At 62.3% G+C, this 12,855-nt stretch carries 13 protein-coding genes; 7 read left to right on the forward strand and 6 right to left on the reverse strand.

The window, feature by feature from the left end:
* Positions 1–106: 106 nt before the first annotated feature.
* Positions 107–769, reverse strand: coding sequence for a hypothetical protein (locus tag JIN81_RS15875; protein WP_200282129.1), 663 nt, complete (start codon positions 767–769; stop codon positions 107–109).
* 111 nt (positions 770–880) lie between these two features.
* Here JIN81_RS15875 and JIN81_RS15880 point away from each other — a divergent pair, with 111 nt between their 5' ends.
* The 3 genes from JIN81_RS15880 to JIN81_RS15890 all read left to right on the forward strand — a co-directional run bounded on the left by JIN81_RS15880 (position 881) and on the right by JIN81_RS15890 (position 5,615).
* On the forward strand, positions 881–1,993 hold the full coding sequence (locus tag JIN81_RS15880) for a DEAD/DEAH box helicase (protein WP_200282131.1): 1,113 nt from the start codon (positions 881–883) through the stop codon (positions 1,991–1,993).
* Positions 1,994–2,082: 89 nt separating this feature from the next.
* A complete protein-coding gene (locus tag JIN81_RS15885; RefSeq protein WP_200282132.1) occupies positions 2,083–2,586 on the forward strand; it encodes a methylated-DNA--[protein]-cysteine S-methyltransferase in 504 nt (167 codons plus the stop codon).
* Between the two features lie 86 nt (positions 2,587–2,672).
* Positions 2,673–5,615 (forward strand): PVC-type heme-binding CxxCH protein, encoded by a 2,943-nt coding sequence (locus tag JIN81_RS15890; RefSeq protein WP_234045076.1) that lies wholly within the window; start codon positions 2,673–2,675, stop codon positions 5,613–5,615.
* Here JIN81_RS15890 and JIN81_RS15895 read toward each other — a convergent pair.
* The 3 genes from JIN81_RS15895 to JIN81_RS19525 all read right to left on the reverse strand — a co-directional run bounded on the left by JIN81_RS15895 (position 5,612) and on the right by JIN81_RS19525 (position 8,266).
* The gene (locus tag JIN81_RS15895; RefSeq protein WP_200282136.1) at positions 5,612–6,163 is read right to left on the reverse strand and encodes a hypothetical protein; all 552 of its coding nucleotides are present in this window, start codon (positions 6,161–6,163) and stop codon (positions 5,612–5,614) included. The two genes, JIN81_RS15890 and JIN81_RS15895, sit on opposite strands and share 4 nt — an antisense overlap.
* A complete protein-coding gene (locus JIN81_RS15900; protein WP_200282138.1) occupies positions 6,160–6,960 on the reverse strand; it encodes an HAD family hydrolase in 801 nt (266 codons plus the stop codon). Before JIN81_RS15900 ends, JIN81_RS15895 begins: the two co-directional genes overlap by 4 nt.
* Before the next feature lie 61 nt (positions 6,961–7,021).
* Positions 7,022–8,266, reverse strand: coding sequence for an OmpA family protein (locus JIN81_RS19525; protein WP_200282141.1), 1,245 nt, complete (start codon positions 8,264–8,266; stop codon positions 7,022–7,024).
* A 102-nt stretch (positions 8,267–8,368) separates the two neighbouring features.
* On the opposite strand from JIN81_RS19525, the gene JIN81_RS15910 reads away from it, so the two are divergent.
* A complete protein-coding gene (locus tag JIN81_RS15910) occupies positions 8,369–8,674 on the forward strand; it encodes a hypothetical protein (protein WP_200282144.1) in 306 nt (101 codons plus the stop codon).
* Positions 8,675–8,721: 47 nt separating this feature from the next.
* The gene (locus tag JIN81_RS15915) at positions 8,722–10,035 is read left to right on the forward strand and encodes a homoserine dehydrogenase (RefSeq protein ID WP_325100898.1); all 1,314 of its coding nucleotides are present in this window, start codon (positions 8,722–8,724) and stop codon (positions 10,033–10,035) included.
* 28 nt (positions 10,036–10,063) lie between these two features.
* Here the strand turns inward: JIN81_RS15915 and JIN81_RS15920 are convergent, their stop codons facing one another.
* The gene (locus JIN81_RS15920; RefSeq protein WP_200282147.1) at positions 10,064–10,792 is read right to left on the reverse strand and encodes a DUF998 domain-containing protein; all 729 of its coding nucleotides are present in this window, start codon (positions 10,790–10,792) and stop codon (positions 10,064–10,066) included.
* An 81-nt stretch (positions 10,793–10,873) separates the two neighbouring features.
* Between JIN81_RS15920 and JIN81_RS15925 the strand changes: the two genes are divergently transcribed.
* Together JIN81_RS15925 and JIN81_RS15930 are read left to right on the forward strand one after the other, a co-directional pair.
* The gene (locus JIN81_RS15925) at positions 10,874–11,647 is read left to right on the forward strand and encodes a dienelactone hydrolase family protein (protein ID WP_200282149.1); all 774 of its coding nucleotides are present in this window, start codon (positions 10,874–10,876) and stop codon (positions 11,645–11,647) included.
* A 39-nt stretch (positions 11,648–11,686) separates the two neighbouring features.
* A complete protein-coding gene (locus JIN81_RS15930; protein ID WP_200282151.1) occupies positions 11,687–12,271 on the forward strand; it encodes a heme-binding protein in 585 nt (194 codons plus the stop codon).
* A 21-nt stretch (positions 12,272–12,292) separates the two neighbouring features.
* Here the strand turns inward: JIN81_RS15930 and JIN81_RS15935 are convergent, their stop codons facing one another.
* A complete protein-coding gene (locus JIN81_RS15935) occupies positions 12,293–12,850 on the reverse strand; it encodes a thioredoxin family protein (protein WP_200282152.1) in 558 nt (185 codons plus the stop codon).
* Between the last annotated feature and the right edge of the window lie 5 nt (positions 12,851–12,855).

Raw genomic sequence — 12,855 nt, forward strand, 5'->3', positions numbered from 1 at the left:
TAATTATGTTTTGATGTCAATATGTGCGGAACCTGATGAATCGATCTGATCAGCGTGGCGATTCCCTTCCCGAGCCCTGCAGTCGGGCCATCGGGCCTGTCACGCTTCAGCGCGGAGGCAGCGCCTGACGCTCCCGTTTCCTCAACCCGAACGGATGGGCGACCCCCGCAGCCGCCAAGGTCGGCACCAAACCGAACAGCATCCAAACCGGGGCGAGGAATGCCCAGGCCGCCCCGTTGCCGATTGCTCGATTGACGATCTCATCGAGCTCAAACGGACTCCGCGGGGTGCATCTGGCACAGCTGCACCAGTAGTGGAAATCGCAGCCGTAGTTCAGATCGATCCAGTAGCCTTGGTAATCCAGCGCCAGCCCGTGGATCGCCCCTTCAGGTCGGGCCGTGATGTAGGAACTGTAACGGTGCAGTTGGTTGGATTTCTCGTCAGATCCGAGATCCCACAGCCAATAGTAGGCAAGCACCACCGCCACCAGCGTGGAGGCGAGCACGACGAAGCAAACCGTCGCACGCACCGCCGGCAGAAAACTGTGCTGGAGGCTCTGCCCACGCACACCCGATCGGAAGCCGCTGACGGCACCTACCACCAGAAACGAGGCCGCCATGATCGAAGTCAGCCACCATTCCGACCAATCCACGTCGATCATCGAGAGTGAGAGTCCGGGTGTCAGCACACTCCGGGATACGTCGCAAGCCGCCGCTTTCCCACGGAAATCCGCCGAGATCCCGTCTCCATGCCACCCCGCCCTCTTCATCGGTCACGGCATGCTCCCCGACCCCTTCCCTTGACCAAAGCTCGTTCGGATCAGGCTCGTCAGGGCGAAAGCCAAGGCGCAAGCTGCCCCCACACGCTTTCGCATTCATTCATGGCTCATCCATTTCAAGCACTAGGCATTCCGACCGACCTCATCAAGGGCATCGAGGAGCTCGGCATCCACCGACCCACCGAGATCCAGGAGAAGGCGATTCCCTTCCTGACCGAAGACGGCGGCAACCTGATTGCCCAAGCCCAGACCGGCACCGGCAAGACGGCTGCATTCGGTCTTCCGCTCCTGACCAAGATCCAGCCGAAATCGAAGGAGATTCAGGGCCTGGTCATCGCCCCCACCCGCGAGCTCGCCAAGCAGATCGGCAAACAACTTTTCCGCTACACCAAATACTCGGCCAAGGTCTTCACCGAGGTGCTGTGTGGCGGTGACGATATCGACCGCCAGGCCGGGGCTCTGCAGCGACCAACCCAGATTGTGGTCGCCACGCCCGGCCGACTCCTTGATCTGATCAAGCGCAAGGCCCTGACGCTGGAGCACGTCCGCTACCTGATTCTCGATGAGGCCGACGAAATGCTGAGCATGGGTTTCAAGAAAGAACTCTCGAAGATCCTCGCTCTGGCCCACCAGCGGAAGAGCACCTGGTTGTTCTCCGCCACTTTCCCGGACTCCGTCAACCTGCTCGTCCGGGATTGCATGGCCGACACCCCCCGCTCGATCAAGATCGACCGCGGCCACGTCGTGAACCGCGACATTTCCCATCGCTACGCCATCTGCCGGAAGGATGAAAAGAACGAGTTCATTTCCAACTTCCTCAGGCGGCACAAGGACGACCGTGGATTGATCTTCTGCCGCACGAAAGCCGGTGCCATCACCCTGGCGAAGCAACTCACCAACATGGGCCACGCCGTCGACGTCCTGCAAGGCGACCTCACCCAAAAGGAACGGGACAAGGTGATGCGTGCCTTCAAGAAGCAGCGCTTCTCGGTGCTCATCGCCACCGATGTCGCCGCCCGGGGCATCGACGTCGAGCAACTCGCCTTCGTCATCCACCACCAGCTGCCGGATCAGACGGAATACTACACCCACCGAAGCGGCCGCACCGCCCGTGCCGGGCTCAAGGGAATCTCCATCGCGCTGATCGATCCGCGCGAACGGAAGTCGCTCGCACGCCTGGAACGCGAACTCGATATCGCCTTCCAGGAAATGTGACGCGGGTTGGCGACGCAGGCTCGCCCCGTCGCCATGGCCGGAATGCACGGTCGACTTGCCGGAAGCCCCATCGGATGCCAGACTGAGGCATGAAGGGATTCCCCGAGCATGCCACAGCCGCCCGCCGCGTCGGCAGCCCCGTCGGTGAGCTGGTCCTTCTCGCCTCCGCGAAAGGTCTGGCAGGGCTCTTCTTCGGTCATCGCTATCCGGAGACGGCCACCGCGACCGATGATCCAACCAACCCGCACCTGAACGCTGCGGAGGAACAACTGGCCGAGTATTTCCGTGGGGAGCGAACCGAGTTCGACATTGAGCTCGACGCCCGGGGCACCCACTTTCAGGAGCAGGTCTGGGCCCAGCTTTCGACCATCCCCTTCGGCACCACGTGGAGTTACGGGGACATCGCGCGGAAGCTGGAGAACCCGGGCGCGGTTCGCGCGGTCGGCCTGGCCAATGGCAGCAACCCGATTTCCATCATCATCCCCTGCCACCGGGTGATCGGGGCCGATGGCTCGATGACGGGCTTCGGCGGTGGCTTGAAGATCAAGCAGCAGTTGCTGACTCACGAAGGCGTCCTGCTTGGGGTTCTCTGATGGCGATGCCGGATCCCTTCGTCGTGGACCAACGATAGAACCTGCCGGGCGCGAACGTCTCATCGGGGCACTTTGCCCGCGTTTTGATGACTTTCCCTTCCTTGCCTTCCCTGGCCCGCATCTCATTTCTCGCCCTCCTCGCCACGGCAGGAAGCGCCACCGGCCAATTGACACTGGAGAAAGACGACGTCGTCTGCCTGATCGGCAACGGTCTGGGCGACCGCATGCAGCACGATGGCTGGGTCGAGTCCCTGATTCAGAAGACCCATCCGGACCACCAGCTTCGGTTCCGCAATCTCTCGTACTCCGGGGACACCGTGGATTCACGCCCGCGCAGTCAAGGATTCACACCCCACGAGCGCTATCTTGAAGACTGCAAGGCGGACGTGATTTTCGTCTTCTTCGGCTACAACGAATCCTTCGCGGGTGAGTCCGGCGTGCCGAAGTTCAAGAAGAGCATGGCGTCGATGATCGACAAATACCGCATGGTTAAATTCAACGGCGAGACCCCTGCACGCTTTGTCTTGTTCAGCCCCATCGCCCACGAAAACCTGAACGACCCGAACCTGCCGGATGGCTCCGCCAACAATGCCAACCTCGAGCTCTACACCCGGGCGCTCGCTGAGGTCGCCGAGGAGAAGAAGGTCGGATTCGTCGACCTCTTCCACCCTACTCAGGAACTCTACGAATCCGCCGAATCCCCGCTGACTCTCAATGGCATCCACCTGCTTCCCGAAGGCAACCGCCAGCTCGCAGGAGTCATCGCCAGCGCCCTGACCGGCAAGCAAGCCAAGGCCGGCAAGGATCTCGAACCCGTGCGCCAAGCGGTGCTCGAAAAGAACTGGACCTGGCACAACCGCTACCGCGCGATCGACGGCAACGACATCTGGGGCGGGCGCTCCAAACTGGCCTTCGTCGACGGCCAGAAGAACAGCGATGTGCTCGTGCACGAACTCACCATGCTCGACGTGATGACCCAGAACCGGGATGCCGGAATCTGGGCTGCGGTGAAGGGCGAGAAGTTCGAGATCGACGACTCCAACGTGCCGCCACCGGTCAAGGTGATCTCCAATGTGGGAGGCGGCAGCAAAAGCTCCAGCGCGGCGAAGGAAGGTTCCACCACCTATCTCGACGCCAAGGAGTCCATCTCGACAATCAAGGTGCCCGAGGGCTTCGAGCTGAACCTCTTCGCCGACGAAAGCCGCTTCCCTGAGCTGGCGAATCCCGTGCAAATGCAGGTCGACACCAAGGGCCGCCTGTGGGCCGCCTGCTGGGGGACCTACCCGAAGTGGGAACCCCTCAAGCCGATGAACGATCGCCTCATGATCTTTCCCGATGACGATGGAGACGGAGTGGCCGACCGCGCCGTCGAGTTCGCCAAGGTCCACAGCCCGCTCGGCTTCGAATTCTGGAACGGAGGCGTCATCGTGACCTCGCAGCCGGACATCCTTTTCCTCAAGGACACCGACGGTGATGACAAGGCCGACGTCCGCATCGTGCTGCTCCAAGGCATCGGCTCCGCGGACACCCACCACGCGGCGAACAACCTGCTCTACGGCCCGGACGGCGGCATCTACTGGCAAAGTGGCGTCTTCCTCAGGAATGCCCACGAGCACCCGTGGGGTCCCCCGCTTTCCAGCGGCTCGTCCGCCATGTATCGCTTCGACCCGCGGCGCTACACCATCACCCATCACGCCAACAACAGCCCGAATCCCCACGGCAGCAGCTTTGACCGCTGGGGCTACCACTTCGCCAACGACGGCACCGGCGGGCGTTCCTATCAGGTGCGCCCCCACGGCGACTCCTTCAAGATGTTCCCGCTTGTGAAGAAGGAGGTCCGCCCGGTCACCGCGGATGCCATCATCTCCAGCACCAATTTCCCGGATGAGATCCAGCAGGACTTCATGCTCCTCAACGTCATCGGCTATCTCGGCATCAAGCGCTACGACCTCCACCGCGACGGATTCTCCGAAGGCGACGTCGACTACAAACAGGGCGAGATCTGGGGCACTCCGACCGACCCGTTCCTGCAGTCCGAGGACAAGAACTTCCGCCCGACCGATGCGGTCTTCGGGGAAGATGGCGCCCTCTACGTTTCCGATTGGCACAATGTCATCATCGGCCACATGCAACACAACATCCGCGACCCCCAGCGCGACAAGAAGCACGGCCGCATCTACCGCATGGTCTACAAGGACCGCCCACTGCAGGAGAAGGTGAAGATCGACGGCGAACCGGTCGCCGCCCTGCTCAAGAACCTCGAACACCCGGTCGACGGGGTGCGCCACCGCACCCGTGTGGAGTTGAGCGAACGGGGTACCCGCGAGGTCATGGCCGAAGTCGCCAAGTGGGTGAAGAAGTTCGACCCGAGCCGCAAAGAAGACGGCCTGCCGCTGCTTGAAGCACTCTGGGTCCATCAGCAGCACAACGTGAAGAACGAAGCGCTTCTCGAAGCCGTGCTCACCTCACCCGACCCACACGTCCGCATCAATGCCGCCACGGTGAAGCATTTCTGGGGACCCGCCGATCCCACCAAGGGCAAGGCCATCCCGGCCGGGAGGGAAAGGAAAGCCAAGGTGAAGGTGCCCGCGCACCTCACTCGCGAGGAAGGGAAAGCCTACGAACTCGGAGCCCGGGTCTTCATGCGCGAGGCCCACTGCGTGACCTGCCACCAGGCGGATGGCAAGGGACTCGCCCCCGCCTACCCTCCGCTCGCCGGCAGCGAGTGGGTCCAAGGCAGCGACGAACGTCTGATCAAGCTCACCCTTCACGGCCTGTGGGGACCGATCACCGTCAAGGGCGTCCACTACGACCCCAACAAGGGAGTGCCGCCGATGACCCGTTTTGCCGAGTTGCTCGACGACAAGGAAGTCGCCGCCGTGCTGACCTATGTCCGCAACAGCTGGGGGAACAAGGGGCCCGCCATCAACAAAAAGGACGTGAAGGAAGTGCGCAAGGCCCACTCGAAACGCTCCACCTTCTGGACCACCGAAGAACTCCTCAAGGACCACCCGATGGAGAAACCCTAAGCCGGGTTTTCCGCCCGGCGGCGCCAGCGGCGGATCCAGATGAGGAAGACCACCCCCACCACGCCTCCAATCAGGTAGCAGGTCAACTGGATCGATTGACTGGTGATGAGCGGGCGGGTGAGCTCCGGGTAAATGATCTCCGGATAGACCGTGCGACCGGTGAACCACGAGTAAGCACCCGCCGCAAGTCCGCAGCACTCGGTGATCACCAGCCCCGTCGCGACGGCGGCAAACATCGGCTTCAGGGGCATCTTGGGAAGCCTGCCACCGCGACCCACGAAGGTCGCCGCCAACCCGAGCAGGATACCCGGTCCGATGGACGCCCTGAACGCCCATGCCAGCGCGAGCAGGGACTCATTCTCGATCCCCCACAACTCCGGGTGATAGACAGTGAAATGCTCGGGAGCCAGACGCACGAGATATTGGTCGTGCAACGCGCAGTAGAAAAACACGAGGCCCCAGATCCCGAAAGTGAGTCCGTAAACCACGGAGCGTTTCTCATTGATGAGACTCCGCCACCACGGAGCCGGTGCTCCGTCGACCGTCATGATGCCGAGAAGTAGTGCTCCAGCGCCTCGACGCAGCCCGCACTGTGGGCCGCGGAACAGATGTAGCCACCAACCGTCCCCACATGGGTGCGGACTTCGTCCACCGCATTCCCCGGACAGGCGATCCGCGCCGCAGCATCGGGTGAAAGCATCTCGAAATCATTGTGGCTGTCACCGATCGCGAAGCATCGCTCCGGACCCAACCCGTATCCCGACGCGACCTGGCGCAAACTACTACCTTTCTGGTAGTTCTTGTGACCGAATCGGAGATAAATTGAATTGCGCTGCCAACCCAGCAGCGGTTCGGCCGCAGCGTGGGTCCTGACCCTGCCAAGGATCCATTCCATCTCCTCATCCGTCCGGGCGATCAACCCCGCCAGATCCCCCTTCTGTTCGACCCATGTCGCACCGGTGTGTTCCTCGACCTCCGCACGGATCAGCAGGAGGAGTTTGCGGATCTTCTTGAAGAAGCGCTTGTGGTCACGGTCGCAGGTCTTGTTCCACTTGATGTCACCGACCCATCGTCCGTATGGGTTCGGGTACCAGATCTCACGCTCACGGGCGACGACCCAGTCGGGCGAGAAGGGAAACCGGCTCTCGATCAGACCTTCGATCACATGTTCCATCGAACGCCCGGTATTGATGCCCCAGACCACGCAATCCCGCCGGCGGAGATTGGAGATGAGGTCGAAGAATTCGCTGTCGACCGGAGATGACGACGCCGGGTCGTGGAGTGTCCCGTCGAAGTCGAAGGAAAGCACCCACTCCGGGTTCTCAGGCAGGTCCAAGGCGCGCACGGTCTGACAATAGCATTCGGGTTTCGGGCGGGACGAGCCAATATGCAGCCTTGCCAATCCTTCACTCAGGCACCGGGACAGCACGCGGCACCGGCTCCGGCACAGGCACCGCCCGGGGAGCGGGCTCGGGCACCGGCACCGCCTTCGGTGGAGCAGGCTCTGGCTCAGGTTCGGGCACAGGCACGGCACGGGGAGCGGGCGGCTCCACCGGCGGAGCAGGCATCGGTTCGGGCTCCGGTTCGACCGGTTGCGGTCGTGGGACCACCGGTTCATCCTTCGGCGGCGTTGTCCGACGCATCTTGATTTCCACCCGTCGGTTCGGGCCCTGTTGCTCAACGGTTCCCGCCGCGATCAAGGGACGGGATTCGCCGTATCCACGGGTGATGATCTTTTCCTCCGGCAAACGAAGCGACTCGACCAGATAACCCTTCACTGCCTCGGACCGGCGCTGCGAAAGCTCCAGATTGAAGGAGTCCCCCCCGTAGAGATCGGTATGCCCTTCGATCCAACAGAACAGGCCGGGATTCCGCTCCACCAGCAGGGCCAACTTCATCAACCCAACCCGGGCGCTCTCCCTGAGTTCAGCGCTGTTGTATTCAAACAGCAGGTCGCTCGGCAGCATGGTCTTCTTCCCGACCAGCACATTCTCGGGCAAGCCGACCAAATCATCGAGCGTCACCACACCATCCAGCGATCCCTCGGGCGCCTTGCCACCGGCCCCATTCTTCAGGATCTCCTCGGTGAACTCATCCATCGCCGGGTCGGCCACCGTCACCTCGCCGGGGTCGACGATCACCTGCCCCTCAGCCGCCAGGGGCAGCGGCTCCTCGGTGCGCCCCATGTCGGGGAGTTCGCTGGCGAGATCGAAGTCGGATGCGGCATCCAGCTCGATCGACTGCGGGGCGCCATCGGGAAGAGGTTGCTGAGGCTTGATTGCGAACTCCGGATCGATCGTGTCCGGAGTGATGTCGAGTTCCATGTCTTCCGGCAGTTGGGCCAGCACGTCGATCTCGTCCAGCAACGACGCGGCATCCGGGATCTCCTCCACCACCGCATCCACCGGCACATCCTGCATCGTCGGGGGCAGCACCTCGACCTGATCCACATTGATCGGAGCGGTCCGGATTTCCTCCGCCTCCGTGAAACCAAGCGCCACCTTGATCTGACCAAGTGCCAGAAAGGCCGCCGCATGGAGCACGATGGCGACCAGCAGCGCGACGCCGGCCCACCAGCCCAGATGGTCCGGCCCGGGTAACCGGGACGGCCCTTCATCACGCATGTCGCTCCATGAGTAGCCTTCGCTCACAAGGAGATCATACGATACAACCGACTCGTTACAATCATCGGCTTGTTGTCGAATTCCGCTTGCCTTGGCATCGACACTGCTCCACTGCGCGCGCCCCACATTATGCCTGCGAAGAAAGCTACCAAGAAGTCAGCCAAGAAAGCCGCCAAGAAGGTCACGAAAACGACCGCGAAGAAGGCAGCCAAGAAGGTCACCAAGAAAATCGTGAAGAAGGCGGCGAAGAAGGCACCTGCCAAAAAGGCTGCGGCCAAGAAGGTCGCGAAGAAGAAGCCGGCGGCCAAGGCAGCCCCGTTGCATCATGAGATCGCGGAGCGCGCGTATTACTGCTACCTTGAGCGCTGTGCCAAGGGAATCCCCGGCGACAGCGCGGGTGACTGGGCAGCCGCCGAAAAACAACTGACTTCCTGACTCGGTTTGCACTTTCCCCGCCCGCGGGGAGAGATGAGGCTCGGCGCGTGAAATGCTCCACGCTCGGCATCGGCCTCGCTGGCCTCGGAACCGTTGGTTCCGGGGTCGTCCTCGCACTCCAACGCAACAGTGACCTCATCACCGACCGCACCGGCGGCACGGTGCGGCTCAAGGTTGCCAAGGCTCTCGTTCGCAACCCGGCCAAGGCCCGGGCAGCGGACCTGCCCGCGGATGCCATCACCACGGACTGGCAGGAACTCGTCGCCGACCCGGCGGTCGATATCGTCGTCGAGCTCATCGGCGGCACCGATACCGCCTTCGACATCGTCGCCGCCGCCCTGAAAGCCGGGAAACCGGTCGTCACCGGAAACAAGGCGCTGCTCGCGGAACGCGGCACCGAACTCTTCGCCCTGTCCAAGGAGCACGACACCCCGATTCATTTCGAAGCGGCGGTGGCCGGAGGCATCCCGATCATCAAGACCGTCCAGGAGTCCTTTGTCGGTAACCGGATCCTTTCGATGACCGGCATCATCAACGGCACCTCGAACTACATTCTCGAGCGGATGGCCAACGCCGGCCTGGAATTCAGTGAAGCCCTCAAGGAAGCCCAGGACCTTGGCTACGCGGAAGCCGACCCCGCCCTCGACGTCAATGGCTGGGATGCCGCCCACAAGGCCATCCTGCTTGCCACCCTCGCCTACGGATTCTCCATCGATCCCACCAAGGTCTACGTGGCCGGGATCGAGCAAGTCCGCCCGATCGACATCGAGTTCGCCACACGCCTGGGCTACGTCGTCAAGCTACTGGCCGTCGTGCGTGAGCATGACGACGGATCCATCGAGGTGCGCGTTCAGCCGTCCTTCATCCCCAAAAGCCACATCCTCGCGAGCGTGCACGGCGTCTTCAATGCCGTCGCCGTCCATGGCGATGCCGCCGGGGAGTCCCTCTTCTATGGAAGTGGGGCCGGCCAGGACCCGACCGCCTCATCCGCTGTCGCCGACCTGGTGGAGGCCGCGCGCTCGCTGCGTCAGCCGGACGGCCATCGCGGGTTCCTCCCCTACAAGGAGGCCGGAGCCCTCGTGCCGGTGGAAGAAACCACCACCGCCTACTACGTCCGTTTCGATGTGACCGATCGCCCCGGTGTGGTCGCGGAAATCGCGGCCAAACTCGCAGCCGCAGGCATCGGCATTTCCGGCACCCACTCGCCGGTCAATCCTGAGACCCCGGACGCCGACTTTGTCGACATGGTGTTCCAGCTCCACAGCTGCCCGTTCGGCCTCCTTCAGGAGACACTCACCGAGATCGAAGGCCTCGACTGCGTCAACAGCAGCCCGGTCGTCTTCCGCATCGAAAAGCTCTGATCGCGTCCCGCGACTTCAGAGCTTCGCCTCAAACACGACCTGCCCTGCCGGATGGCCGGAACCAGGTCAGCGTCGCGAGCCACATCCACAGATAGATCGAGAAGAAGGCCAACCTCTGGTAGAGCCCGAAGTTCTCGCCCCGGGAGTGGAACATGGCGGCCAGGGTCGCCACGAGGAGGAGCACACTCAGCACCTGCCAGCGCCGCCCCAGCGGCAGGGCCACGCCCAGGGCCATCGTCAGGACCACCGCGATGATGACACCACGGATGCCGATCATGTGGCCCATGTTGGATTGAAAGACACGGACGACATCCCATGCCGAATCGCGCTCGGGAGCGACCTGGCCACGCACCTCGCGATACACATCCTCGATCTCGTCCCGGATTTGCTCAAACACCCCGCGGTCGAGACGCGCCTGCAATTCCCCGACCGTCACCTCCGGTGGTTTGACCGGGAACACCGCGACCTCCACCAGCTTCAGCGATGCGTAGGCGAGCAGGATCGCCATCAGCCAAACCACCGCCCGCGGTCCCTTGAGCCGAGTGAAGACCCGATACGACAGCGCCGCCAGCACCAGCGCGAACAGATCCATGCAGGCGATGAACCACGGCCACGCCGGACTACGATACGCATAGTCACTGACCCAGTTCGTCAACGGACTGAACAACTCCCCCGTTTGGTGGTTCCACACCGCATCCCGCCCGAGCACATGCCCGATGACAAAAGCCACCGGCAGGATGACCAGCAGGCCCATCATCCATGTTCGTCCGTTCCCCCTCCTTCGATCGCTCATCATCACTGGTTGACTCCTCGACAGGCTGCGCTTTTCTGGATGGTCATGAAAGTCATCGCTCTCATTCTTTCCCTCATCACCGCAAGCTTCGCAGAAGTCATCGAACGTGACGTGGAATATCAGCACAAGGATACGACACTGCTCGGATTCCACGCCTACGACACCGCCACCGATGGCAAGCGCCCCGGCATCCTCATCGTCCATCAATGGACCGGCCTGACGGACTACGAAAAGCGGCGTGCCCGAATGCTCGCGGAGCTCGGCTACAATGTCTTCGCCCTCGACATCTACGGCAAGGGCATCCGCCCACAACCTCCCGCTTCCGGCAAGGAAGCCGGCAAATACAAGGGCAACCGCAAGCTGTTCCGTGAGCGACTGCATGCCGGCCTGGACGTGCTCAAAGGCGACTCCCGGACGGACCCGGAGAACATCGCGGCGATCGGATACTGCTTCGGCGGCACCGGCGTCCTCGAGCTCGCCCGCTCCGGAGCGGCGATCGACGGTGTCGTCTCCTTTCACGGCGGCCTCGGCGCGGCCGACGGCATGGCAGCCGGCAAAGGAGACATCCAAGCCTCCATCCTCGTCTGCCACGGCGCCGTGGACCCCCATGTTTCGGACGAGGAAGTCGCCGGCTTCCAGCGCGAGATGACGGAAGCCGGAGCCGACTGGCAATTCATCGCCTACAGCGACGCCGTTCACGCCTTCACCCAGCCGATGGCCGGCGATGATCCGAGCAAGGGAGCCGCCTACCAGAAAAAGGCCGATGAGCGGTCATGGCGACACATGCAGGATTTCTTCTCCGAGCTCTTCGAAGAATGATTTCCCTTGCGACTTCCCGGATCCAAACGTCCTTCCGGGGTGAAAAAACAATGGTTTCCACTTTTCGCCCTGATGGCGGCCTGCAGCTTGCAGGCCGACGACAAGTCCGGCGAAGCTCCAAAATACGTCAACGAAGCTCCCCTTCCTGAGAACTGGCCGGCCCCCGGGCCCTACAATCAGGTTGCCGAGAAAACCTACCCGTCCTACCGCGCAGCCTTCACCAATGGGAAGGGCGAGCGCGGAGCTTTCTGGACGCTCTTCATGCACATCAAGAAGAACGACATCCCGATGACGGCCCCGGTCGAAATGGCGATGACCGATGAGGACCGGGATGGGGAACTCGAACAGAAAGGCATGGCCTTCCTCTACCAGAACGGGAAGGTCGGTGCGACCGGACCCGACGGAGCCAAGGTGGAAGTCCGGGACGTGCCATCAACCAAGGCACTGAGCTACGCGTGGCAGGGTTCCGATTCGAACAAGAACGTCGCCGTCGCACGCGAGGCTCTGGAAGCTGTCATCGAGCACAAGGGACTGGAAACCAAAGGCTTCAGGATGCTCGGCTACAACGGACCGGGCACCCCACGAGACAAGAAAACCTGGGAACTGCAGGCCTTGCTCGAATAAGCCAGGCCGTGGGCGGGGGAATCAGCGCTTCTCCAAACCCTCGGGCATCCAATCCTTGTTCATCCGCTGGATCGGCTCTTCGGCGGGAGCCTCGGCGTCGGGATCCTCAGACCGCTTCTCAGCCATTTCCAGCAGGGTCACCTGCGCTTGAAACTTTGAGCGGATCAAGGTTCCGGGAATGTCGCCGACAAATCGGTCCACCTGACTGCCGTCCCGAAAGAGTCGGACGTCGGGGATACCGCTCACTCCGAGCCTCGAAGCGAGGTTCTTGGCATCGTCAACGTTGATTTTCCCGACCACGACATCGTCGCCGAATTCAGCCGAGATCGTCTTGAGCTTCGGCCCCAGCGTTTTGCACGGGCCGCACCAGTCAGCGTGGAAGTCCACCACCACCAACTTGCCCTTGATGGCGGTGAATGAATCAAAATCCGTCGCCTCGATATCACGAACCTGCTCCCCGGAATCGTTCACGGTGGTCCCGCCCGCCTCACCGAATTTCGGAATCTTGTCACACTGGACAAGCAGGAGAACGGCTGGAACAAGCCCACAGAGGCAGAGGAGAATGCGCTTGGAATTCATGATCA

It is taken from the genome of Haloferula rosea, from assembly GCF_016595525.1.
GTDB lineage: Bacteria > Verrucomicrobiota > Verrucomicrobiia > Verrucomicrobiales > Akkermansiaceae > Haloferula > Haloferula rosea.